20 protein-coding genes are annotated in these 24,962 nt (G+C 58.7%); 12 read left to right on the top strand and 8 right to left on the bottom strand.

The window, feature by feature from the left end; all coding sequences use genetic code 11:
* Positions 1-126 precede the first annotated feature (126 nt).
* The 4 genes from AV929_RS01230 (at position 127) to AV929_RS01215 (ending at position 4,833) form a co-directional block, all read left to right on the top strand.
* Complete coding sequence (locus AV929_RS01230) at positions 127-1,134, top strand: SIS domain-containing protein (RefSeq protein WP_050007349.1); 1,008 nt, start codon at positions 127-129, stop codon at positions 1,132-1,134.
* Between the two features lie 237 nt (positions 1,135-1,371).
* Positions 1,372-2,520, top strand: a complete 1,149-nt coding sequence (dgoD, locus tag AV929_RS01225; RefSeq protein ID WP_014030872.1) for a galactonate dehydratase — start codon at positions 1,372-1,374, stop codon at positions 2,518-2,520.
* A gap of 52 nt (positions 2,521-2,572) precedes the next feature.
* Positions 2,573-3,319 (top strand): IclR family transcriptional regulator, encoded by a 747-nt coding sequence (locus AV929_RS01220; RefSeq protein ID WP_014030871.1) that lies wholly within the window; start codon positions 2,573-2,575, stop codon positions 3,317-3,319.
* A gap of 455 nt (positions 3,320-3,774) precedes the next feature.
* Positions 3,775-4,833 (top strand): glucose 1-dehydrogenase, encoded by a 1,059-nt coding sequence (locus tag AV929_RS01215; RefSeq protein WP_014030870.1) that lies wholly within the window; start codon positions 3,775-3,777, stop codon positions 4,831-4,833.
* A gap of 289 nt (positions 4,834-5,122) precedes the next feature.
* Here AV929_RS01215 and AV929_RS01210 read toward each other — a convergent pair whose 3' ends face one another.
* On the bottom strand, positions 5,123-5,707 hold the full coding sequence (locus AV929_RS01210) for an HD domain-containing protein (protein WP_014030869.1): 585 nt from the start codon (positions 5,705-5,707) through the stop codon (positions 5,123-5,125).
* A 1-nt stretch (position 5,708) separates the two neighbouring features.
* The gene (locus AV929_RS01205) at positions 5,709-6,428 is read right to left on the bottom strand and encodes an EthD family reductase (protein WP_023842934.1); all 720 of its coding nucleotides are present in this window, start codon (positions 6,426-6,428) and stop codon (positions 5,709-5,711) included.
* Positions 6,429-6,532: 104 nt separating this feature from the next.
* Between AV929_RS01205 and AV929_RS01200 the strand changes: the two genes are divergently transcribed.
* Both AV929_RS01200 and npdG read left to right on the top strand, forming a co-directional pair.
* Positions 6,533-7,894 (top strand): NAD-dependent succinate-semialdehyde dehydrogenase, encoded by a 1,362-nt coding sequence (locus AV929_RS01200; protein WP_050036567.1) that lies wholly within the window; start codon positions 6,533-6,535, stop codon positions 7,892-7,894.
* Positions 7,895-8,028: 134 nt separating this feature from the next.
* Positions 8,029-8,700 carry an NADPH-dependent F420 reductase gene (npdG, locus tag AV929_RS01195; protein WP_050036568.1) on the top strand — a complete coding sequence of 224 codons (672 nt, stop codon included), beginning with the start codon at positions 8,029-8,031 and terminating at the stop codon, positions 8,698-8,700.
* Between the two features lie 112 nt (positions 8,701-8,812).
* Here the strand turns inward: npdG and AV929_RS01190 are convergent, their stop codons facing one another.
* The 6 genes from AV929_RS01190 to AV929_RS01165 form a co-directional block, all read right to left on the bottom strand.
* The gene (locus tag AV929_RS01190; RefSeq protein WP_064287152.1) at positions 8,813-10,813 is read right to left on the bottom strand and encodes an AMP-binding protein; all 2,001 of its coding nucleotides are present in this window, start codon (positions 10,811-10,813) and stop codon (positions 8,813-8,815) included.
* Positions 10,814-10,884: 71 nt separating this feature from the next.
* On the bottom strand, positions 10,885-11,268 hold the full coding sequence (locus AV929_RS01185; protein WP_014030864.1) for a PaaI family thioesterase: 384 nt from the start codon (positions 11,266-11,268) through the stop codon (positions 10,885-10,887).
* 165 nt (positions 11,269-11,433) lie between these two features.
* On the bottom strand, positions 11,434-12,438 hold the full coding sequence (locus tag AV929_RS01180) for an LLM class flavin-dependent oxidoreductase (protein ID WP_064287151.1): 1,005 nt from the start codon (positions 12,436-12,438) through the stop codon (positions 11,434-11,436).
* Positions 12,439-12,524: 86 nt separating this feature from the next.
* A complete protein-coding gene (locus tag AV929_RS01175) occupies positions 12,525-13,793 on the bottom strand; it encodes a Xaa-Pro peptidase family protein (RefSeq protein WP_064287150.1) in 1,269 nt (422 codons plus the stop codon).
* A gap of 114 nt (positions 13,794-13,907) precedes the next feature.
* Positions 13,908-14,870, bottom strand: coding sequence for an NAD(P)-dependent oxidoreductase (locus AV929_RS01170; protein ID WP_050038220.1), 963 nt, complete (start codon positions 14,868-14,870; stop codon positions 13,908-13,910).
* A 61-nt stretch (positions 14,871-14,931) separates the two neighbouring features.
* Positions 14,932-16,635: a thiamine pyrophosphate-binding protein gene (locus AV929_RS01165; protein ID WP_050036571.1), complete on the bottom strand. Its 1,704-nt coding sequence runs from the start codon at positions 16,633-16,635 to the stop codon at positions 14,932-14,934.
* 1,189 nt (positions 16,636-17,824) lie between these two features.
* On the opposite strand from AV929_RS01165, the gene AV929_RS01160 reads away from it, so the two are divergent.
* The 6 genes from AV929_RS01160 to AV929_RS01135 all read left to right on the top strand — a co-directional run bounded on the left by AV929_RS01160 (position 17,825) and on the right by AV929_RS01135 (position 24,590).
* On the top strand, positions 17,825-19,030 hold the full coding sequence (locus AV929_RS01160; RefSeq protein WP_050038221.1) for an ABC transporter substrate-binding protein: 1,206 nt from the start codon (positions 17,825-17,827) through the stop codon (positions 19,028-19,030).
* Positions 19,031-19,216: 186 nt separating this feature from the next.
* Entirely contained in the window at positions 19,217-20,335 is a 1,119-nt protein-coding gene (locus AV929_RS01155; RefSeq protein ID WP_064287149.1) for a pyridoxal phosphate-dependent aminotransferase, read from the top strand.
* A 332-nt stretch (positions 20,336-20,667) separates the two neighbouring features.
* Positions 20,668-21,765, top strand: coding sequence for a branched-chain amino acid ABC transporter permease (locus AV929_RS01150; protein ID WP_050007348.1), 1,098 nt, complete (start codon positions 20,668-20,670; stop codon positions 21,763-21,765).
* Positions 21,762-23,069, top strand: coding sequence for a branched-chain amino acid ABC transporter permease (locus AV929_RS01145; RefSeq protein WP_064287148.1), 1,308 nt, complete (start codon positions 21,762-21,764; stop codon positions 23,067-23,069). Before AV929_RS01150 ends, AV929_RS01145 begins: the two co-directional genes overlap by 4 nt.
* A complete protein-coding gene (locus AV929_RS01140; protein WP_014030855.1) occupies positions 23,062-23,889 on the top strand; it encodes an ABC transporter ATP-binding protein in 828 nt (275 codons plus the stop codon). Before AV929_RS01145 ends, AV929_RS01140 begins: the two co-directional genes overlap by 8 nt.
* Positions 23,886-24,590, top strand: a complete 705-nt coding sequence (locus AV929_RS01135; RefSeq protein ID WP_064287147.1) for an ABC transporter ATP-binding protein — start codon at positions 23,886-23,888, stop codon at positions 24,588-24,590. The genes AV929_RS01140 and AV929_RS01135 overlap by 4 nt, the downstream gene beginning before the upstream one ends.
* Positions 24,591-24,962 lie beyond the last annotated feature (372 nt).

Below are 24,962 nucleotides of genomic sequence, written 5' to 3'. Positions count from 1 at the left end.
TCAATTGGTAATCTAAGTGATCGCAGAGAGGCTTCGGTCAGTCAGACAGTTGCTGGCTGACCGAAGCCTCTGCCGGCGTTGTCGCTGAAACAACTGACCACAGTGCCGTCCCATGAACATCAAAACATGACCACACACGCAGTCTACGACGAGATCCGTTCCGGTATCGACCGACTGAACGATTTCGAACTGAGCACGCACGACCTTTCCGAGCCACGCGAGCGTATTGCACACGCTGACCGAGTCCACTTCATCGGCTGTGGATCCTCGTACTGGACCGGCGTGATCGGTCAGTATGCGTCTTTCCAGAGCGGCATCGATGCAACGGCGCACGCCGCGTCAGAATATCTGTTCGCCGGTCCGCCGATTACTGAGGAAACGGTTGTCGTCGCCTACTCCCAGTCCGGCGAAACGTCTGAAACCGTTACAGCCGCTCGCCGAGCAAAAGAGGGAGGTGCAGTCGTTATCGGTATTACAAACAGCGCCGATTCGACGCTGGGGTCTGTAGCGGACGAGATCCTCGTCACGCCGGCGGGGACCGAGAAAGCAGTGCTTGCTACCAAAACAGTCGATGCCGCGTTGATGCTGACGTTCTCGCTGCTCGAAAGCAAATACAGTGAGTACACACCGAGCGAACTGCAAGGCACATGCCGGAACGTCATCGACCAGGACTTTCAGGCAGCCGTCGCTGTCCTCGCGGAGGCCAAGACACTCTACACTCTCGGACAGGGGATCGAATATGGGCTTGCAGGCGAGGCGGCGACGAAGTTCGGCGAGGGTGCACTGTTGCATACGACAGCACTCCCGACACCGGAAATCAGCCACGGTCCCATCGCAAACGCTGCCGGTGAGCCGGCACTCGTCATTGCGACCCGAGAATCGAAGTCATCGTTGACCAGCGAGGTCGTTTCAAAGCTACGCGACGCCGGAGTGATCACAATTGTCCTGCGGCGGCCGACGAACGACTACGGTGGAGACATCTCAATCAAACTCCCGTCCCGATCACCGGACCACCCGATAGTCCCGTTGAAGATCCTGCAATCGCTCACGTACAAGACGGCCGTCAAGAAGGGATACAATCCGGACGATCCACCGGAACTCTCGAAACATATCGAGTGGAGTGCACTGGGATAGCTGGCTACACCAGCAACCCTAGCGAATGGCACGTATCGATCATCGATGAGAAGCAACGAATTGAAACGGCTAACTCACACTGGTCTCTTTTCCGCCCTCTGGAGTCCTGTCGATAGCTGACAGCGGTGACGACCGTCACGATACACAGCCGCACAACCGATATGTAAACCCAGTGGGAGCTGGATTATGCAGATTATATCATGAAGGTTAATCACACTCCGGATACGATGCGGCAGTATGCAAATCACCGGATACGAACTGTTCGAAATCCCTCCCCGCTGGGTCTTCCTGAAACTAGAAACCAACACCGGAGTTCTGGGGTGGGGTGAGCCCGTCATCGAGGGGAGAGCGAAAACAGTTCGAGCGGCGGTCGAGGAGATGCTGGACCAGTATCTCATCGGGAAGGACCCGTTTAGAATCGAGGATCACTGGCAAGCGCTGTACCGTGGCGGGTTCTATCGCGGCGGACCGATCCTGATGTCTGCCATCGCTGGTATCAATCAGGCGCTCTGGGATATCAAGGGGAAACACTTCGGTGCACCTGTGTACGAACTGTTGGGTGGGAAGAGCCGTGATAAGGTTAGAGTGTATAAGTGGATCGGCGGTGACCGGCCGGAGGATGTCGCTGCAGAAGCGACGCGGTTAGCCGAGGCCGGCTACACCGCACTCAAAATGGATGCGACGAATCAGACCCGGTTCATCGAAACGAAGGCGTCGCTCGACGAGATCACAGAACGGATTCAGCACGTTCGAACAGCGGTGGACGACCGAGTGGATCTCGGGATCGATTTCAGAGGCCGAGTATCAAAATCGATGGCCAAGACCCTCACCAACCGCCTCGAATCCGTCGAACCGATGTTCATCGAAGAGCCAGTGCTTCCCGAGAACATCGAACACCTTCCGAACATCGCGGCACAGACACGCGCACCAATCGCAGCAGGTGAGCGACTGTACTCGAGATGGGATTACAAAGACCTCCTCAAAACGGGGGCGATTGACGTGATTCAGCCCGATGTCTCTCACGCAGGCGGTATTTCAGAGATGGTCAAACTTGCTAACATGGCGGAGTCACACGACGTCGCCATTGCACCGAACTGCCCACTGGGTCCAATTGCGCTGGCTGCGTCGATCCAGGTGGATACGGTCGTTCCGAACCTGTTAGTCCAGGATCAGGGGTTCGACGTCCACTCTGAGACGACCAGTCCCGCACACGATCTGCTGAATTCGAACCCGTTTGCGTTCGACGACGGCTACCTGAAGACGCTGGATGGCCCGGGACTGGGTATCGACGTAGCACTAGATGTCGTTCGGGAGAAGGCAGAGGCCGATCTCGACTGGCACAACCCGATATGGCGGCACGAGGACGGTAGCGTCGCCGACTGGTAACGATCGTTTCATAATAATAAAAACTTAAGCTATAGACGGGAGTAGTAATCTTATGCCCGATAAAACTGAGACAGCAACACTTTCGGCACCGATGAAGACGTTCGCCATCGTCGACGTGCTCAGAGACGCCGACGGGCCGCTTGGCGTCTCAGAGGTGGCCGAGCAACTCGGGTACACTCGGAGTACGACATACAAGCACCTGAATACGCTGTTGCAGTCAGGCTACGTTACAAAGAGTACAGGAAACTATCAGCTGACGTTACAGTTTGCCGATATCGGCGAACACGTTAAATCTCAGGCACCCATCTACCACGACACGAAGCCCCAGATAGACCAGATATCAGCGACGACCGGCGAGTCTGCCGGACTGGTTATCAAGTGCGAAAAGCAAATTGCCGACGTCTATCACACCGCTGTTGACGACTCTCCGAGACACGTAAACTCCCCGTGTTTTCACTGCAGCGCTCCGGGAAAGGCAATCCTCGCGGCGACCGACCCAGAGGCGGTCGATGCTATTTTAGACCACACTGGTCTGCCTGCAATGACCGAGAACACGATTACGGATCGCCAGACGCTCACTGCCGAACTCGACAATATCCGGGACCGAGGTATCGCGTTCGAGCGTCGCGAGCAGTATCCAGACGTAAACTGCGTCGCGGTTCCGATTCAGGACCAGTCTACAACCGCAGCCGTGTACGTGGCAGGACACGCTGAACGGCTGAGCGGGAAGCGGTTACAGGAGGATGTCCCCGGGATGATTCTGAGCGCCGTCAGGCAACTCAATGCGGAGCAAATCTGAGTCATTCGTCAGCCATTCGTGTTCACGGCCATTATCAATATAGCCTGGAATCAGCAATGTTCAGTACAGCCGCAGCAACTCCAGTCCTAGCTGACCGACGGCAGTTTCAGCAATGCCATACATATCCCAACAGAAATTTTTATCCGAGATAGGGTATTTCTTTTAGCGAAACCATTTGAGAGCGAGTGGTGAGCGAAATAACAGCCGTACACATATTATTCTAATTCACTCACCTGAACCTGGCCCTCCTAAATATGCACATATCGTACTGTAGCGGTGCTGCATCGGTTCTTTCTCATCCACTTGCCGTTCACACCGCTGTCGTTCAGTATGCTTCCCGCATCCTCACAGCTTTTCGTAATACGAAATAATTTCGCCGAAGTCCCTCTATCTATTGGTCGAAACATTCAACTGTTGATGGATGGTGCGTTTCACTCACGGGGATACCTACAACAATGGATGCAATCGCTGTCAAGCGGGGGAAGACTCGGCCAGAACGCATCGACATCGAGCGCCCGGAACCGGACGAGGGAGAGGTGCTCGTGCGGACGCTCCGTGTTGGCATCGACGGAACGGACTTTGAGGTGCTATCGGGATCACATGGCGAGTTTCCCGAGGGCAGCGACTACCAGATACTGGGCCACGAGGCCGTCGGCGTCGTGGAGTCCTCGAACGGGACCGCGCTGAACGAGGGAGAGATTGTCGTCCCGACAGTCCGGCGGCCCGCAAACACGTCGAGTCGGTTCTTCGAGAACAACGAGCCCGATATGGCTCCACCAGGTGAGTATGTCGAACGGGGGATTGCGGGGGCGCACGGCTACATGGCCGAGTACTTCACCACACCCGCATCGTTTCTCGTCCCGATCCCGGAATCGCTGGCGGATGTCGGATTCCTGGTCGAACCGATCAGCAATGCCGAAAAGGCACTTGAGCTGGCACAGCGTTCCAGGTCGACCTTCGAGTGGCAGAATGCTTCCGGACTCGTCCTCGGAAACGGACCGCTAGGACTGCTCACATTGGCGATGCTTGCAGACCGGTGTGAGCGGACGTACTGTCTCGGCCGTCGTGAACGGCCGGACCCGACCATCGACATTATCGAGGAACTGGGGGCTACCTACGTTAATTCTCGACAGACGGCCGTCGACGAGATACCCGATGTCCACGAGCCGATGGATCTGGTGTTCGAGGCGACGGGGCACGCAAAACACGCGTTTTCGACGGTCGAGGCACTCGATGCGAACGGAGTCGGGGTCCTCCTTGGCATCCCTGAGGACTGGGAATTTACTGTCAACGGTGGAGCGCTTCACAGGCAGTTGGTCCTCCAGAACAAAGCGTTGCTCGGGAGCGTGAACTCTAACGTCCGGCATTACAAACGCGCTCGTAACACACTTGCAGAATACCCGGACTGGTTCCTTGCGTCTATCATGACGACCCAGTGCTCGGTGTCGGGGTTTGCAGACGCATTCGAGAAGTCGCCGGATACTATCAAATCGTACATCGAATTCAGCGCATAAGCCGCAGCATACCCTCGATATGTGTATATACACTCGGAAGAGTGGTATTTCTCCGCACTTCTACATGAATAATTGTCTTAATCATTCTTTTGACGAGAATTTTCGAAACCAGGCTCCTTTAGGGACATTTATGGCAAGGAATTATGATGTATGAGGATATTTTCGATGCATTTAGACGTAAATGCTGGTTGGAGGCGTAGAAATCCATTGAAAACTCAAAATGAAGGCCTCGTAGGGACTAGTTTCGCCGGTCGACGCTGTGGCAGAGCGCTATCGTTCGCGCCAGTGGCTACGTCTGGGAATACTCATCGACCCACTCCTGCAGCGTGATGCCCATCGTTGACTGGGTAATCGCGTTCGAGGACGCGGAGTTCGCACTCTTGACGAGTTCGGCTTCCAGTGTCCGCGTCGGGATCTCGCCGATAAAGTGCGGAATCGCTCGTTGGACCGCCAGCGGACAGCCGACCTCGTGTGCGAGTGCATAGCCCGACAGGGAGTGTGGGACCTCTTCGGTTGCGTATTTCGGGTCCGGGTCGAGTAGCTTCTCGTCCTCGACGAAGTCGACGTACTCGTAGCATTTTCCGACGTCGTGGAGTAGTGTGGCTGCCACGATGACGTCCATATCGGGGTCGGCACTGTGGAACTCCTGCTGTTCGATAGCGGATTCCCGTGCGATTCTGGTGACACCGCGGACGTGCCTGACGTTGGTTACTTCGTGGATGTTCCAGGCGTAGGGGATATCGGTAATGTCGCGCCAGCCACCTCGGTCGAGCGCGAGTGTCCACGCCTCGATGACGTTGCTGCGGAGGCTGTCCGACGAGATGTAGTCGAGTTCCGGGAACGCCTCCGTGACTTGCTCCTCGTAGTCGGGCATACTACCCCTCGTCCTGGACGAGCTGTTCCTGGCCGATAAACCGGGGCCGCTCGTCGATAGCCAAGAAGTTATCCACGTCCTCGCGTGCCGCTTTCGCTTTCCCTTTGTCGGGCGCGTAATCCCGCGACCCTTCGCTGCCGAGCGCGTCGTATAGCTTCTCGAGGTCGTCAAAGTAGAGTTCGGCGACGCCGTCGAACTCGGCGTTCTCGGGGTCAGTGGGGATGACCGTATTGTACTTGACGACGCCCTCGATTTCGCGGGCAATCGGCGTATGGTTGCTCTGCCAGTAGTCGACGAACTCATCGTGTGTCATGTCGTCCTGCCGGACGAGAAACGCCGAGTGCTTGTAGAGGCCGTCGGTGTCGCCGTCGACCTCGTCTTTCTGGACGATCTCTTCGCCGATAATACGTGGCCGCTCCTCGACAGCAAGGAAGTTGTTCACGTCCTCGCGGGCCTTCGCGGCGACCGCTTTCGTGGGGTCATAGTCACGGGAGCCGGGACTACCCAGCGCCTCGTGCAGGTCCGCAAGCGTCTCGAAGTACAGCTCCGCCAGTCCGTCGAATTCGGCGTGTGCTGGTTCTGTTGGAAGGACTTGCTGGTAGCGAACCACGCCCTCGATGTCCTTTGCAATCGGCGTGTGATTGGTCTGCCAGTAGTCGACGAACTCCTCGTGAGACATGCCGTCCTGTCTGACTAACAGGGCTACGTGCTTGTACATCATCAGCACATTTCTGACCTATGAATATAAAAGCTAACGCTGTCGTCTATCAGATTAGTTAGGTCAGTAAAGATTAATGTACGTGTGACGCCGAAGACTGAACCGATATGGAGTCAGTCAACCCAGCCACGGGTGAGCGGCTAGACGTGTATGACCCGGATGATGACGACACGGTCGAACGGAAACTGGACCGAGCCGCAGCGACGTTCGAGGAGTGGCGTGATGTTCCGTTGCGTGAGCGCGAGCAATTGCTCGTAAACGCTGGTGAGGTCCTCCGGGAGAACAAACAGCGGTACGCAGAGCTGATGACCCGGGAGATGGGCAAACCCATCACTCAGGCCGTCGCTGAAGTCGAAAAGTGTGCCTGGGCGTGTGACCACTACGCTGAATACGCGCACAAATATCTCTCCGATGAGCACCACCCCAGCCCGCCGGGGACAGAAGTAAAGACGGTCCACGACCCGCTCGGGCCGGTACTCGCGGTGATGCCCTGGAACTACCCGTTCTGGCAGGTCGTTCGCTTTGCCGCGCCCTATCTCACTGCCGGCAACGTCGGCCTCCTCAAACACGCCTCGAACGTTCCCGGGTGTGCGCTCGCGCTCGAAGAGGTGTTTAGCGAAGCGGGCTATCCCGAAGGCGCATTCCAAACGCTGTTGGTCGGTTCCAGCGATGTCGACGGCGTTCTCGCAGACGAACGCGTTCGCGCGGCGACGCTTACCGGAAGTGGTCCCGCTGGGCGCGCCGTCGCCGAAACGGCCGGCAAACACCTGAAAAAGACTGTGCTGGAACTCGGTGGGTCTGACCCGTTTATCGTCCTCGACGACGCGGACCTCGACGCTGCCGTTGAGACTGGGGTACAAGCACGGACGCTCAACGGCGGACAATCGTGCATTGCCGCCAAGCGCTTCATCGTTCACACAGACGTCTACGAGGAGTACGTTGAGCGGCTCGTCGCTGCCTTCGAAAACCTCACTGTCGGCGACCCGATGGCCGACGAAACTGATGTCGGTCCACAGGCTGACCCTGACCTCATGGCCGAACTCCACGACCAGGTACAGACCAGCGTCGACGCCGGTGCAACGCTGTTGACTGGGGGCGAGCCGCTTGACCGGACCGGCGCGTTCTACCCACCGACAGTACTGACTGATGTCCCTTCAGGATGCCCTGCCGACACAGAGGAGACGTTCGGACCAGTGGCGACCGTCTACGAGGTTGCCGATGCGGAAGAAGCAATCGCAGTCGCAAACGACACCCGGTTTGGCCTTGGTGCAAGCCTCTGGACAGCGGACCGAGAACGCGGCCAGCGGCTGGCACGAGAGGTCTCCGCGGGCTGTGTCTACATCAACGAGATGACCAAATCAGATCCGCGGGTCCCGTTCGGCGGCATCAAAGACGCCGGCTACGGCCGTGAACTCTCGGAGATGGGAATCAAAGAGTTCGTCAACAAAAAGACAGTCTGGGTCGAATAACCGTTCGCGTTTGGCACTGGGTGGTCTTCACATTGCTGACGCGCTCGGCTCTCGTCTGCCGGCAGCAACGATGGTAGTCAGCGATTCGCGTGACAGGACAAACCTTCTTGTTTCAAGGGGCGTTATGCAAGCGCATGGAGTTAGCAATACTGGGCGGTACTGGTGACATCGGTGAGGGGCTCGCAATGCGGTTTGCCTCGGACACGGACCACACGATTACGATCGGCTCGCGGGACGCTGCGAAAGCCACCGAGCGAGCGAGCACGTACGAAGAACGACTGTCCGAGCACGGCGTCGAGACTGGAATCAACGGGACAGACAACAGTAGCGCTGCGGCCGGTGCAGACGTGGTTATCCTGGCTATTCCGCCACACCACGTCGGCGATACAGTTGAAGCACTGGCAGAAGATGACGTGCTCTCAGACCAACTGCTCATTAGCCCCGCCGTCGGAATGAACGGCGATGGGGATGGACTTCACTACCGACCACCGTCGACAGGGAGCGTTACTGAGTTTGTCGCGGAGCGAGCCCCTGAATCTGTTCCAGTGGCCGGCGCGTTCCACAACCTCGCCGCGGACCGGCTAGCGGATCTGGAGGCCACGCTCGATGTGGATACGCTGGTGGTCGCGGACGACCCGGCGGTCAGTGAACGAGTCGTGACGCTAACTGATGACCTTGCGGGCGTCCGACCGATCCCTGCTGGGCCGCTATCGAACGCTACGGAGGTCGAGAGTCTGACGCCACTGCTCATCAATATCGCTCGATACAACGAGGATATGCACGATGTCGGTGTGAGTTTTAGCTAGACCCGGCCGCGCTTCCGTCCGCCGCCGCGGTTCGATAGTATCGTAGCGAGATCGGCGACGTCCTCGCGTTTGCCTGTATCTGTAGACAGTCGCAACCAGATCAGGAATTATCTCAGCGCGCGTTGTCGATTTCGTCGATCGCGTCGGGGTTTTCGATACTCGAGAGGTCCCCCAGTGCTGTCCCCTCGTAGACGTTCTGAACGATTCGACGGACAATCTTTCCCGACTGGGTCTTCGGGAACGCGTCGACGAAGTGGAGTTCACGCGGTCGGAACGGCTTGCCGAGCGCGGTCCCGACCTGCGCGCGCAACGTCTCTCGAAGGTCGTCTGACGCCTCGTACTCCTCGTTGAGGATGACGTATGTGACAACCGCGGTCCCCTTCGTTTCGTCGTCCGCACCGATCGCAACAGCGGCGTTGACCGCATCGTGTTCGATGAGTGCGCTCTCGACCTCGGCCGGGCCGACCTTCCGGCCGGCGACGTTGAGCACGTCGTCCGACCGACCGTGTAAGAACCAGAAGCCGTCCTCGTCTTTCTGTGCCCAGTCGCCGTGGTCCCACATATCGCCGAACCGCGACCAGTACTCTTCGAGGTACCGCTCGTCACCGCTCCACAGCGACTTTGTCATCGACGGCGCTGACGACTGACAGACCAGATACCCCTTCTCGTTGGCTTCGGCAACGGATTCCCCTTGTGCATCGACGATATCGATGTCCATGCCGAGCGCCGGACCACCAAGCGTCCCCGGCTTCAACGAATGCAGCGGCGTCGGTTGCAGGAAACAGCCGAATATCTCCGTTCCGCCGGAGATGTTCATAATCGGTGTCGTGCCGTCGCCGACGTTCTCCAGAAACCACTCCCAGGAATCTGGGTCCCATGGCTCGCCAGTTGAACCCAGCAGGCGCAACGTCGAAAGGTCGTGCCCATCCGGCCACTCGTCGCCGTGTTTCTGTAGCGCACGGATCGCTGTCGGTGAAATCCCGAACACCGATAGATTGTGGGTGTCGATCAGCTCCCAGAACCGGTCCGGCTCAGGATAGTCGGGTGCCCCTTCATACATGAAGACGGTCCCACCGTGGGCATGATTGCCGATTAGCGTCCACGGCCCCATCATCCAGCCGATGTCCGAGACCCAGAAAAACCGGTCTGCGGGCTTGTAGTCGAACGAAAAGAAGATTTCCTTCGCCGGCTGGACGAGCCCGCCGGCGTGCGTGTGGACGATACCTTTGGGTTTGCCCGTTGTCCCGGATGAGTACAGCAGCATCGACTCGTGGTCGGCGGGGAGCGACTGGGTCTCGTAGTCGGCAGCTTGGGAACCGACTGCATCCGCCCACCATTCGTCACGAGCGGGGTCCCACGAGAGAGTGGATTCCCGAGAACCCAGCCGATTGTAGACGATTGTGTGCTCTACGTGGCCCGCCGCTTCGATAGCCTCGTCTGCGGCCGACTTCAGGTCGATTTCGCTTCCCCGGCGGTAGAAACCATCACCGGTGAACAGGACTGAACACTCGGCGTCTTCGATGCGAGTTGCTGTCGCGTCGACCCCGAAGCCGGAGAAGATAGGGACGGCAATCGCACCTACTTTGAAACAGCCATACAGCAATGGGACGATTTCCGGGACCATCGGCATGTACAGCCCGATGGTGTCACCGGGTCCGACACCGCGCTCTTCGAGTGCATTGGCGACGCGATTGGCCTGTTGGTGGAGTTCGTGATAGGTAACCTCACGGACTGTCCCGTTTTCACCCTCCCAGATTGTCGCGACGGTATTTCGGGTCTCTGAATCTGGGGCTGCGTGACGATCGACGACGTTGTGCGCGATGTTGAGTTCCCCACCGACGTACCAGTCCGTGAACTGGGGGCCGTCTGTGTCATCGCGGACTTGCTCGTACGCCTCGTAAAATTCCAGGTCGAGATAGTCGACTATCTCGTCCCAGAACCAGTCCAGTCCGGATGCCGGTTCACCGTCGATATCGGTGACCGTCCGCCTGTGGAGTTCTTCGAAGTCCTCGATGCCGTGCTTTTGCATGAACGCGTAGACGTTGCTCTCGGTCACGAACGTCTCGCTCGGTTCGTACCGTACCTCGTCGAGTGCTGTGAGTGAATCTGACATTGGATTCAAGTGGCTGTGACAGTGTCGGAAGCTGTGCAGTCGCTGCAGTTGAGCGACCCCGTCTGGTTGCGCTACCCCGTCTTGTAGACGCCGCGTGCGTCCGCGACCTGTGTGCCGTCTTCAGCGTACACTTCGACGCTGACGACGCCAACGTCACCGCCGTGGCGAACCACATCCGCCTCTGCTCGGAGGTCCCCTGTCCCGGCTTCGAGGTAATCGATGCGCATATCGATGGTCGGCACCGGCTGGTCGACGAGCGACACCAGAGCGGCCCCACCAACGGTGTCTGCGAGCGTGAACGTGACGCCGCCGTGGGCCATTATCTGCTCTTCGTTCCACGACAGCTCTTCGCGCATTTGGATATGCCCTTCGGCGTACCCGTTGTCGACTGTGGTTATTTCGATATCGAGCAGGTCGGCAAACGGCATGTTCTCGAAGAACGCTTCGATGTCCATACTCATTCAACCGGTTTTTCATCAGGGGAAATAAGTATTGGTGTTCACACGGTGCCGGACCACACGGGCGGTACCGAGGGACTCACTGGCGCTCATGGTGTCTCAGCCCCTTCGGTCCGGACTGCGTCTGGCGTCTCGGCAGTCACCGACACGACGTGCCAGTCCTTAGCTGACCTTCGGCTGCACCTCTTCTCCGAGGCGTCGGATACACTCGGCCATCTCCTGCGTTCCGGTTCCCGGGTGGTACGTCCGGAAGATGAAGTGTATGTCGTCGCCCAGCGCCTCGCGGTACGTTTCGAGTTCCGCCGTGACTTGCTCGGGTGTCCCGAAGATAGCCTGCTCTTTGAGTTCCTGCTTGCGGTCTTCGTCCAGTTCCGCAACGGTCTCGCCGGAGAATATCTCCTCGTACCGGCGCTGGATGTAGAGGTAGCCGTCGCGCATCCGCTCCCACGCGTCCTCGCGGGAGTCTCCGACGAACCCGTGTTGGAGGACGTACACCTGAAAGTCGCCCTCGATATCCTCGTCGTCACGGACGTTACGGATATCCTCGACACGCTTGCGGACGCCATCGACTGACAGCGACGACGGGGCACACCATGCGTCAGCGGTCCGGGCGGCTCGCCGGACGGCAGGCCGCGACGCCCCACCGAGCATGAGGGGAACGTCGTGTGCAGGTTTCGGTGTCACAGTGACGTCCGACGAGATGTCATGGAATTCCGGCTCGTAGCCGAGCGGCCCGTCAGACCAGGCCCCTCGAAGTGTGTCGACCGTATCGGCTAGCCGCTCGGCCCGTTCGTCGTCAGGAATCCCGAAGGCGTCAAACTCGGAGACGTTGGACCCGATTGCCATCCCGAGCGTCGTTCGGCCACCGGAGATCTGGTCCACCGTTGCGATATCCTCGGCGAGCCGGATCGAATCGTACAGCGGCGCGAGTGCGATGCAGGACCCGATTTCGATGTCGTCGGTGACTGCGGCTAACGCCCCAAGCGCCGGTGTGACGCCCGACAGATAGTCGTCGTCGAGGAAGTGATGCTCTGAGACCCAGGCGCTATCGAGACCCGCGTTGTCGATAACTTCCCCCAGTTCGAGCATTTCGTCGTAAATATCGCTGGTTTCGCGGTCGTCGTCCGGGCGCTGCTGACAGGTAAACAGGCCTGTTCCCAGTTGCATAAATTTCCGTAACGGCGCGACCGACTTAACGGTAGTGGCACGCCGGCGACCAGACAGTGCGTGAGACCGGCCAAGATGCCTGCCAGTCAGTAGTCTATCCGCGTGATCTCCGAAACGGGCCATTCGCTGAGGATCTCAACGCCGTTCTCGCGGACAACGACCATCTCTTCGACGCGGACGCCCTGTCGCTCTGCGGGTTGCATCGTCTCGACAGCCATCGTCATACCCTCCTCGATTTCGATCGGGTGGTCCGGCGAGAGCCCGCGCCAGATGAGCGGCGTCTCGTAGAGCTGTAGCCCCAGCCCATGCGCCCAGTGGTTGGTCGTCATCTGCCAGAACTCGTCGGCGTCGTACCAGTCCATATGCTCACCCTCTCTGTCGGGGAAGCCCTTGCAGATCTCGTCGGTCGTGGCCCCCGGCTCGATTCGTTCGAGGACGTCGTAGAGGTCGTCACGCGCCTTTTGGTAGGCGTCTTTCTGTGCCTGCGTCGGTTCACCCATGCTGAACGTCCGGTAGTAACAGGAGCGATAGCCCAGATAGCCGATGTTGTAGAAATCCGCGTAGACGAGGTCGTTCGGCCGGATCATTCGGTCGGTCGTGTTCGCCTGATGTTTCGGCCAGGTGTTCGGACCAGAGGTCACGTAGCCACCCTGGGCCATCGCGCCGTGGCCCCAGAGTTCGCCGACTGCGTCGCCCCAGACTTCCGATTCCCGCTTGCCCGGTTTTGCACTCTCCGTAATCTTCTGGAAGCCCGCTTCACAGATGGCAGCGACCTGTCGCAGACACTCGACCTCGTCGCGGGTTTTGGTCTTCCGCGCGTCGAGCATGATATCGGTCGCTGCACTGGTGTCGACATCGACGCCGCGGTTTTCGAACTTCTCGATAAGCGTCCCGTTCCCCACGTCGATGCCCATCGGCTCCCGGTCGACACCGTACTCTTCCATGGCGGTGTACACCGTCTCGGCCATCTTGTCTTTGAGCCAGTCGCGCGCGGAAGCGCTGCCTGACGCCCGGGGAACGTTGCCGAGTCCAGGACAGGCATACCGGATGTCGTCGAGCCAGGGACAGTTGAACCGTTGGTTCGATGCGTGGTCCGCAGTGTCCCAGTGAACCACGTCGCCGTCTTCGGTCAGGAGCGTGTAGTGATCTGCCCCGCTCCCGCCGGTCATCGCCAGCCCGGTGACGTACCGGACATTCGGGTCATTGATAAGCAGCATCGACCCCAGTTCGGAGTCCTGCAGTCGGTCGAGGGCTCGCTCTTTGCGCTCGCGTCGCATCCGCTGGACGTCGATCCGCTCTTCCCAGTCGACGGCCATGGTGCCACGCGTTCCTTCCATGAAGTCGCGCTCGTACATCACGTATGCGTACAGGCAGGTCCCTAATCAAACACTGGGTTCACTCCGGCCGATACGGGACAAACGCAAGCACCCACGGTACGCACGTCACACAGCGACGGCAGGACTGGTGTATCAGAGCGATTCGAGCCCGTTCTCCTCCCGGAGGGTGTTGATGTAGGACCGGAACCCGGATTCGAGGTCGTACTCGACCTCGTAGCCGAGATCGTTCTGCGCAGCGGTCATATCGAGATTCTGGGTCCAGGGGAGTTCGCCCTCGTCGGAGACATCGAGGTCGGCGTCCGGAACGATTTCCCGGACAGCGTTGGCGGCTTCACGGATCGTCGCGAGGACGCCGCGGACGTTGTAGATGCGCTGGCTGAGATCGTCCTCGTCGACGAACGTTGCTTTCCGGAACGCCTGTGCGATATCGCGGGCGTGTTGCCAGTCGATCACCTGATCACCGTACTCGACGCTGAACGGTTCGCCGAGTGCCGGCTTCTCGATGATGTTTGCGAGGAACGCCGACCCACCGGTTTCGCGGTAGGGGCCGTACGCGACTGTCGGACGGAGTCCAACGTGGTCAACACCGTAGTCCTCGTGGTAGACACGGGCCTGATGTTCGTTGTACTCCTTGGTTGCGCCGTAGAGCGTATCTGGATAGACGAGTTCGTTCTCGTCGACGTACTCGGCGGCGTAGTTGTGTGGCGGCGCGTACACCGCCGCGCTGGAGGCCCAGGTGACACGCTCGATCTGGTCGTCGAGGGTGCGTGCGGCCTCGAAGACGTTGTTCGTCCCCCTGATGTTGACATCGAGGCCAGCCCGCGGGTTGTCCCGTGCTGTGTTCGTCAGCAGTGCCGCGAGGTGAACGATGTGTGTCGTCCCCGTCTCTTTGACGGCACGAATCACATCCGTCGCCTCGGAGACATCACCGCGCCGGATGGTCACGTCGTCGGCGACACCCAACTTCGATAGGATGTGGTCGTCCGTCGAGAGGTCGTAGGCGACGACGTCGTGGCCGTGTTCGATGAGGTCCTCGACCACATACGAGCCGAGGAAGCCGGTTCCACCAGTGACAAGCACCGTCGTATCTGTCATTGTCATATCAGTGTGTGTTCCGTGGTTGATTTATATTCTTTGCTAACCCGTGTCTGGGACGTCATTCGTGCAGTCCGCCGACTTCCTCGTAGAACGACGATTGGAGGGACTCGACCATCTCTTCGTCGCGGTCGATGCGGACGTCGATGACGAACGGGACATCGACGCTGGTCCCTTCGGCGAGTGCATCCCCGAGTTCAGCAGGCGTCACGGCTCGTGTCGCTTCAGCGCCGAACGCCTCGGCCGCTTTCACGAAGTCGGTGTCGTGGAACTCGACGCCAGCGATGTCGCCCGCCTCGTGTTGCATCTGACGGACCATCCCCAGGCTGGTGTCGTTGAGGACGACGAACGTGGGCGCGACGCCGTTCTCGACGGCTGTCTCCACACTCGTCATCGTCATCGTGAAGCCACCGTCGCCGGCGACGGCGATGACATCTTTCTCCGTCGTGATGGCGGCGGACACCGCGGCTGGCGTTGCCCATCCCATCGCGCCGACGCCACCGCTGCCGTAGTAGGTCCCGGTGTCCGGTGTCTGGAGGTAGTTCAGCAACCAGAATCGGTTGTTGCCCGAGTCTGCGGTCACGATGGTCTCCGAATCAACCACTGCCTCGATCTCTTTGACCGCCCGCTGTGGCTTGATTGGCGACGCGTCCGACTCGCATCTGGGGGCGTAAAACGACTCCTGCGCCGCGGCCGCACGGTCGCGCGCCCAGTCGTTTCCAGCACTCTCGGGGAGGTTTGCCGCCAGGTCGTCGAGGCTCTGTGCGGCGTCACCGATGAGTGCAACATCCGCGGGGTAGACCCAGCCAGCGTTGCGTGTGTCGATGTCAGCGTGGATGATGGTCTGCTCGTCGGGCCGGATGAACTCCGGGGACTGCCAGTTCGTGTCCATCGGGTTCATGCGACAGCCCACGACGAGGAGGACGTCTGCCTCGCTGACAACCTGATTTGCGCCCTCGTGCCCGAAGGAGCCGATAACGCCCGCGGCCAGGTCGTGGGTTTCGGGGAACGTGGACTTGCCGAGATAGGAGGTAGTGACGACGGCATCAGTAGCCTCAGCGACAGTTTCGAGCTGGTCGTAGGCGTCGGCCGCGTGAACGCCGTTGCCGGCGATGATGACCGGTCGGTCGGCCTCGCTCAGGGCTGTTATCGCTGTCTGGACGTCCTCGCGGGCCGGTCGCGATTCCCAGTTTTGCACCTGATCGTGACCGTCCCAGACCGGCGGAATCGGGTCTTCGGGCATCTCCTCGGTGACGGCGTCGCCGTCGAGGATTATTGCCGTTGGCCCCGGCCGGCCGGCAGTCGCGTGCTTGAACGCGAGCTGGAGGCTTCGCACCGTCTCCGTCGGTGAGCGCGGGAACCAGTTTTCCTTGGTGTAGGCGTCGAGTGCTGACGGCAGGTCCAGCCCGCCGTAGTCACCGCGAGCCTGCTGGTACGGCGCGAGTGTGGAATAGTCGCCACGCTCGCTGGCCTCGGTGATAACGACCATCGGTGACGAAGCGAGCTTGCCCTCCATCTGGCCGATTGCGCCGAGGCTGCCGATCCAGGGGCCTTGCCCCGCGAGGACCCCGGGGTTGCCGGTGAGTCGCCCGTGCATCTCGGCCATGACACTGGCTTCGCGCTCATCGCGTGGTCGGACCATCTCGACGTCGGCCTCCGGGACGTGATCGAGAATCTCGATGGCACGACCGCCGGGATATCCGAAGACGTACTCGACGCCTTGCTCGTCCAGTTCTTCGACAAGGCGCTTTCCTGTTTCAGTCATGGGTAGTGAATTTGAGAGTCATTATCGCGTTACGTCCCACTGTGGGTAACTCCCAAGATATAGAGTTTGGGGTCAACGTTGCACCAATCCCGGTGAACGGACGTACTATTCGGGGCCCTGCGAAACTCGATGTCCTGCCGCGGTGTTCAAGTAATTCGACAAAGTCATACTACCAGTTTCTAGCGGACTCGGTCCTTTGACCGCTCGGATTCCTTGTTATTGCTCCCGAAAACTGTTCTAATAGTTAGAACAGAGTAAATTCCAGTGCAGACTCCCTAGATTCATATACTGACTGAAAGGATAAATTAGGAAAATTGTCGGTAAAGACCTTCTAAGTTTGACTTCACCTACTGAGTAAGACACCTGAACCTTGGAGTATTGGATACTACGGTTGGCGGATTACAGCGTTACTGTTGTAACAGCGTTTGTCGCACGATTTTCGCATAGTGTTACACTCATATAGATGTAACAGTACCCTGCTGTGCAGGCTCGGTTGTCATTGTCCTCATATCTTTGTTATTTACATCGACGAATAACTCTTCTTTGGAGCGGAACTATCGGTTCTTCAATGCAGTAGAGGCAGTAGCGGTTCTGGGGAGTCCGTAGCAGCTGGGGACTCATTCACCGAACTACATACCGAAGGTTCAGTGAGCGTGGCTGTGAGTCTGTTCGAATAATTCGAACCATTACGATCTACGATTGATTTATATACTAGAGTCCTCCGGATAGCTGCCTGTCCGAGCGGAGAGTGACGACTGATCGCCGAATTTGAGAGCCCATTCCGATACGAGAACCGGACTGCGCATTCGGTATGGCTAGTCCGGTGCTGGTGCTCGATTGGACGCTCAAACCAGCACTCTCGCATCGGCTACCCGTACCTATCTGGGCCAGAAGTGCGCTGTAACGGTTATAGGGCACGTCGAACGCCCTGTCGCCGACACCGTTCGTATGTTTCGAACGAGTATCGGTACTGGCGCGGTGCGCACACGACAGCGTTGACAATACAGGTACGTCTGTTGAGAGTCTTCTGCGTATCGCTGTGTTCGAGATCAGCTCGGATCGGACTCGTCCCTCTCAGGGCCCGTTTCGTCTCTGAGCAGAACCGCTTCGGTTCATAATAACGTTTATCACGAAAGATGGTGTCATGGGTAGTGTTGCGATGCACGATACAGTCAGCCGTCGAACTGTCATGAAGAGCATTGGTGCCGCAGGCGCTGTCGGACTTGCAGGCTGTTCGGCAGATGGTGGTGATGGTGGCAGCGAGAACACCATCAGCATGGGTATCCTAATGGGAGTCACAGGTGGTCTATCCGAAGTGGGTCCCGCGATTCGGGACGCAGCAGAACTAGCCGTAAAACAGGTCCGAGACGCGGACAACGGGTTCTCAGTCGATACGCAGTTTGAGAATACGGAGACCAAGCCCAGTCGGGGTGTGAGTGGTGCGGAAGCCCTCGTGAACGGTGGCTACCCGATGATTTGCGGGGGGTTGGCGTCATCGGTGACACTGCAGGTCGCGGAGAACGTCGCAATTCCGAACCAGACCGTGATGTGCTCACCATCGGCGACGTCGCCGGATGTCACGTCACTGGAGGATAACGACTTCGTGTACCGGACGCCCCCCACGGACAAGTTGCAGGGGTCACTGCTGGCACAGATAGCGGCCGAACGGCTCGAGAAGGAGAGCGCAGCTATCCTCTTTCTCAACAACGCGTACGGGAACGGCCTGTCGAACGGATTCACGAAGACGTTCGAGGAGGAGTACGGTGGTGAGGTCCTGAATCAGGTCTCGTACTCGGCGGGTCGGTCCTCGTACACCTCCCAGTTGCAGAACGTGCTTGACGGTGATCCGGAGACGCTCGTGATTATCGGCTATCCGGAGAGTGGGAACAAGATCTTCCGGAACTTCTACGAGAACTTCGACAGAGCGGACATGGATATCCTGGTGCCGGACGGACTCAGGGCCGATGACTTGCCCGGGAATGTGGGCCACGACATGACAAACGTTCGCGGGACCAATCCGTCCTCGGCCGGACCGGGGATCGAGTACTTCAGATCTGCATACGAGGAGGAGTACGGCTCTGCACCGGGACCGTTCAATCAGCAGTCGTTCGATGCTGCGGCGGTTCTGCTGCTGGCACGCGCGGCAGCCGGTGAAGATGACGGGACTGCAATCCGAGACCAAATGCGGGCGGTCACAGATCCCGGCGGCGAAACAGTCGGACCCGAAAACCTTGGAGAGGGTGTTTCGCTGGCGGCCGACGGGAACGAAATCAATTACCAGGGCGTCTCGGGCCCGGTTGAGTTCGACGAGAACGGGGACCTGGCCAGCGCCGTGTACAACTACTTCAGGTACACGGAGGACGGCACAGAGAATATCGAGCAGGTGGAGGTGTAACCGAAATACCGCTGGGCTTTCTCCTCTGACTACAATTTCCCCTCAGTACGACAGTCTAGGTGGGTTTTGTACCATTGCCGTGGCTCAGATAGAACATGTTCATCATACTGTCTGGCAAGGTTGGGGGAACGGCACCTGTCGTACAACCGAAAGACTATAATCAAATACCGTTATACTCATGAACTGATGTCTCAGTACGCAGCACGCGTCGAAGAGATGGATATCAGCGGCATCCGAGAAGTCTTCGAGGCGGCAGGCGAAGACGCAATAAACCTGGGTCTCGGTCAGCCTGATTTCCCAACGCCAGAACACGCCCGGGAGGCAGCGACGAGTGCGATTCAGAATGGGATGGGCGACTCATACACGTCCAACAAGGGCATTCCAGAACTCAGAGAAGCCATCAGTGAACGCTACGCCACCGACAACGGACAGGACATACCGCCCGAAAACATCATCGCCACTGCCGGCGCAAGCGAGGCGATTCACGTCGCCATAGAAGCCCACGTCCAGCCAGGTGACGAAGTGCTCTGCCCCGACCCCGGGTTTCTGGCCTACGAACAACTGGTGTTACTCGCCGGCGGCGAACCAAAGCGGGTCGAACTCAGAGATGACCTGACCCTCGACCCTGCTGCTGTGGAGGACGCCATTACGGACAACACGTCACTGTTTATCGTTAACAGTCCTGCGAACCCGACCGGTGCGGTGCAATCGAAGCGGGATATGGCGGAGTTCGCGCGGCTAGCGGATGAGCACGAAGTCATTTGCCTCTCCGATGAGGTCTACGAGAAGATCGTCTTCGACGGTGAACACCACTCACCGGCGGAGTTCGCCAGCTCCGATAGGGTAATTCAGGCCAGCGCGTGCTCGAAAACGTACTCGATGACAGGGTGGCGGCTCGGGTGGGTAGCGGCCAGTTCGGAGCGAATCGAACGGATGTTACGGGTGCACCAGTACGTGCAAGCGTGTGCCAGCGCTCCATCGCAGTACGCTGCCGAAGCGGCGCTTACCGGCCCACAGGAACCGGTGCGAGAGATGGTGTCGGCCTTCGAGGAGCGTCGAAACGTGCTTCTCGATGGGTTGGAGGATATCGGCCTCGACACGCCAGTGCCGAAGGGAGCGTTCTACGCGATGCCTCACGTCCCGGACGGGTGGACCCAGAAGATGCTGGACAACGACGTCATCGTGGTTCCTGGCGAGGCATTCGGGCCGAGCGGTGAGGGACAGGCGCGGATCTCGTATGCCACGAGCACAGCTGAACTGAAAGAGGCGCTGGAAGTGATGGGAACGGTCACGGATTCTCTGTAGCGCGCCAGCAGGGACTCGCGACTGACTGAGCCTTCCGACAATCGGTTTCATATTTCTCGTCGTGGACATAGATACATATGCGCTTCAAGCGAGCACTGCCGAAGTCGGGAGCGTATGCGCCCGCGGTTGTGTACTGACTACTGGTATCAACGCTGAACCCTGGTATCAACGCCTGCGGTTGCAAAGCCCGCCTGACTTAGTTACATGTCTGATATATGTTGTACATTATCGTGTGTGTCACTAGCATGAAATGGGCGTATATTTTCGGTTCCCTGTGATTCTATGACGATTTTACATCAAGATTTTTAACACTGGGTACAGAGCACGATAATATGGCGGCACGAGACTACTACAGCCGTGGACAGAATCTACTATACAACCGCCCAGTACTCGTTATATTCGCCGTTATCGGCGTGTTTCTCGTATTCGACATCCTTCGACAGTTAGGCACTGGAACAATCGTCGTCACAGACCTCATGAGTTATCTCTGGAACGGACTGGTGCTTGGGATGTCGCTTGGACTGGCCGGTGTCGGCCTCTCGATGACGTACAGTATCCTCAATTTCGCGAACTTTGCCCACGGTGACTTGATTACGAGCGGTGCGTTCGCCGGATGGGCGACGGCGTTTCTGATTGCCGGGCTGGGAGAGTTCTCTGTCGAATCGCTCATTCTTATCGGCGGCCCAATCGCAGTCGGTTCGAATGAGCTTGGCATCAATGTTGTCAATACCCCGCTGGCGCTTCTGGCTGGATTGCTCGTCGCCGCGGCCCTCACAGCCGCCCTCTCGCTTTTGCTGGATCGAATCGTATTCAAACCGATGCGCAGTGCCGATGGCGTGACGCTGATGATCGCCAGTGTCGGTGTCGCACTGTTCCTTCGTAATTTCCTCACCTTTTCGTTCCTGACTGACAGTCGCGGGCTGACAGGCGGCAATATCCCCCAATTTACCATCGCGGGCGTCACGTTCGGTGGGCACCAGATTACGCTGGTCGTCGTTGCCGCACTCCTGATGCTCGGCACTCACATTCTGCTCCAGTACACCAAGATCGGCACGGCCATGCGTGCGATGGCTGCGAACAAAGACCTCGCAAAAGTCACGGGCATCCCAACGGAACGCGTCGTCAAGCTCACATGGATTATCGGCGGCGGGCTTACTGGGTGTGCAGGCTTTCTTATCGCGTTACAGCAGGGAACGCTCACAGTTACAATGGGGTGGGACCTGCTGTTACTGGTGTTCGCAGCGGTCATTCTCGGCGGTGTCGGATCGATCTACGGCGCAATGGTCGGTGGGGTCATCCTCGGCATCGCGAGTCGACTCGCGCTCGTCTGGATTCCAGCCAGCTTCCTCCTGGTTGCGGCATTCGTCATTATGATCGTCATGCTGCTCGTGCGCCCGTCGGGTCTGTTCAGTGGGAGGACGACGGCATGAGTACGGGTTCCATTCAGGCGCGGGCTGAGGGCTGGCTTGGCAACAATGACGTGCGCCTGCTTGTCGCGCTTGCTCTCGCGATCGGGGGACTGTACGCGCTTTTCAGTGTCGTCCTCGGGTTCCAGCTGAACGGTACCGTCAACACGCTCCGTCGTGTCGCGTTCCTCTCAGCTATCTATGCCATGTTAGCGCTCGCACTGAACCTCCAGTGGGGGTACGCGGGCCTGTTCAATCTCGGTGCGGCCGGGTTCATGGCGATCGGTGTGTACACGATGGGGATACTGACCGCCCCAGTGACGGCCAGTCCGCCCGGCTTCGGGCTGCCGCTCCCGGTCGCCATTGTGGCTGCTATCCTCGTGACTGGGGTCGTCGGCGGCCTCGCAGCGTTGCCGGCGATCCGGCTTCGTGCCGACTATCTTGCCATCGTAACCGTCGCGTTCTCGGAGATCGTTCGCCTCACACTCCGTGCCCCGGAGTTTGCGAACACTCGCATTGCCGGCGTCGCATTCGGAACTGGCGGTGCGACGGGCCTGTCCCTGCCATCGAACCCGATCCGGATTCTCTTTTACACAGACCCGGCCGCAACAGCCCCAGCGCCCAATGCGCTGGGTGCGGCGATGTTCAGCGCCGTGGAACCGCTGGGAATCGAGCAGACGCTGGTCATCGGCTGGGCGTACGTGGTCGTGCTGTGTCTCTGTCTCGGCCTCCTGTACTGGCTGATGATCCGTATCGGGAAGTCACCCTTCGGCCGGGTCCTCAAGAGCATCCGCGAGGACCAGCAGGTCACGCAGGCACTGGGGAAAGACACGCGCCTGTTCAAAATAAAGACCTTCGCGCTTGGCTGTGCGCTCATGGGCCTGATTGCCATCCTTTGGCGGCTCTCCGGAGGCTATGCATCGCCACGGATGTTCAAGCCGATACAGACGTTCTATATTTTCATTGCCCTGTTTATCGGCGGGACTGGCTCACCGACAGGAAGTATCGTTGGCGGTGCCCTGTTCGCGAGTCTGCTCTTCGAGGGACCCTCGTTCGTCCGCCGGGTCGTGGCAGAGTACCTCCAGCTCAGCAACGCCCCCGACACGCTTGTCGGTGCGCTTGCCGAGCTGGGGACCCTTGATATCACGCCCCTGCTGGCCTATTCCGTGCAGGACGTGAGCATCTCCGCGCTCCGTCTCATGCTGTTAGGTATCGTCCTGGTGTATCTCATGCAACGGCATCCGGACGGGCTGCTTGGCCATCGAAAAGCAATCGCATCGAGCGTTGACCTCTCACAACAGGCGACTCGCGAGGACGACAATGAGTAAGAACGCACACTCAGCACGGAGCGACCAGACCCAAAAGGGACAGCAAGAGCAGATACTCAAAGTGGAGAACCTACGAAAGACGTTTGGCGGTATTACCGCTGTCGCCGACGTCTCTTTCCACGTCGAAAAGGGGTCGATCACCGGCCTGATTGGCCCGAATGGGGCTGGCAAGTCGACGACGTTCGACCTGATTACCGGTGTGCAACGGCCGGACGGGGGCGAAGTCGAGTTCAACGACACGGAGATAACGGGGTACCGGTCGGATCAGGTCGCAAACCAGGGCCTCGTCCGGACCTTTCAGATCGCACGGGAGCTATCGGAGATGACTGTGCTGGAAAACCTGCTGCTGGCACCACAGAACCAGGCCGGCGAAGCAGTCTGGCGAGCGGTCCTCCCGCGAGCCAGAACGAAGGTCGTCGAACAGGAAAAAGAGCTCCGGGAACAGGCCTGGGAGATGCTCGAACTGTTCGAGATCGAGCACGTCGCGCACGAATCCGCCGGCAATCTCTCAGGGGGCCAACGAAAGCTTCTGGAGATGGCGCGCGTGCTCATGACCGACCCCGAGATGGTGCTGCTGGACGAACCGCTTGCGGGAGTCAATCCGACACTCGAGGAGAAACTCATCGACCGGTTGCACACGCTCAAAGAGCGTGGCTACACTTTCCTCTTCGTCGAACACGACATGGACGTTATCATGAACAACTGCGATACGGTCATCGTTATGCACCAGGGGAGCGTTCTCACCGAGGGGCAACCGGACGCGGTGAAAAACAATGAGAAAGTGCTTGACGCCTACCTCGGAGAAGAGGTGAAAATATGAGTTTGCTGTCAGTACAGCAACTGGACGCCGGCTACGGTGACCTGCAGATCCTCACAGACGTCGATATGGAAGTCGGACAGGGTGAGTACATCACCATCGTCGGCCCGAACGGCGCAGGTAAGTCCACTGTGATGAAGTCAGTGTTCGGACTGACGACGTACATGGGGGGCGAGATCGTATTCGATGACAGGGACATCGCTGGCGAACAGCCGGAAGATATCATCTCGTATGGGTTGAGTTTCGTCCCCCAGAGCAACAATGTGTTCGAGCCGCTGACGGTCACGGAGAACCTCAAGATGGGTGCATACACGCTGGACCAGTTTCCCGAAGAGCGGCTACAGGCGGTCTACGACCGGTTCCCGATACTGGAAACGCGGTCAGAACAGAAGGCGGGTACACTTTCAGGCGGCCAACAGCAGATGCTTGCGATGGGCCGTGCGCTCATGCTCGACCCTGATCTGCTACTGCTTGACGAGCCCAGTGCAGGCCTCGCACCGGACCTCGTCGACGAGATGTTTGACCGCATCGACGAGATCAACGACGCCGGAACCGCCGTCCTCCTCGTCGAGCAAAACGCCAAAGAGGCATTGCGGCGGTGCGACCGCGGCTACGTCCTTGTGCAGGGACAGAATCGACACGAAGACAGTGGTGAAGCACTTCTCAACGACCAGCAGGTTCGCGAGGACTTCCTCGGCGGGTAGTCCCTGTACCCAGGACTGGCTTGGAGACTGCTTTTTGCCACAGGAAGGCACCGACGCGAGATACTGTACGGGCCGTCGAGCCGGCACGGGCTGTTGAGTCCTTGACGGCCCATAATCAGCGAACGGATTGCCACACTGCAGCCCCGGATTCAGTGAAGTTGTAGATATTTGAACGTATTTAGTTCTTCACAGCACCTCGTTATATCGACTTATCCGTATTACCGTCTGAATATATGTTGTGTTACAATCATCACAAGATAGGGAAGGTAGATATAATAGTCAAATATGTTGTACTTGTTGCTGTCTCTACGTCCCTTTGGCCCAGTAACTGTCACCGCTCATACCGGGATAGCTACTGTGGCGTGTGAACGA

The organism is Haloarcula sp. K1 (assembly GCF_001647155.1).
Taxonomy (GTDB): domain Archaea; phylum Halobacteriota; class Halobacteria; order Halobacteriales; family Haloarculaceae; genus Haloarcula; species Haloarcula hispanica.
This window is presented reverse-complemented; position numbering and strand designations above follow the sequence as displayed.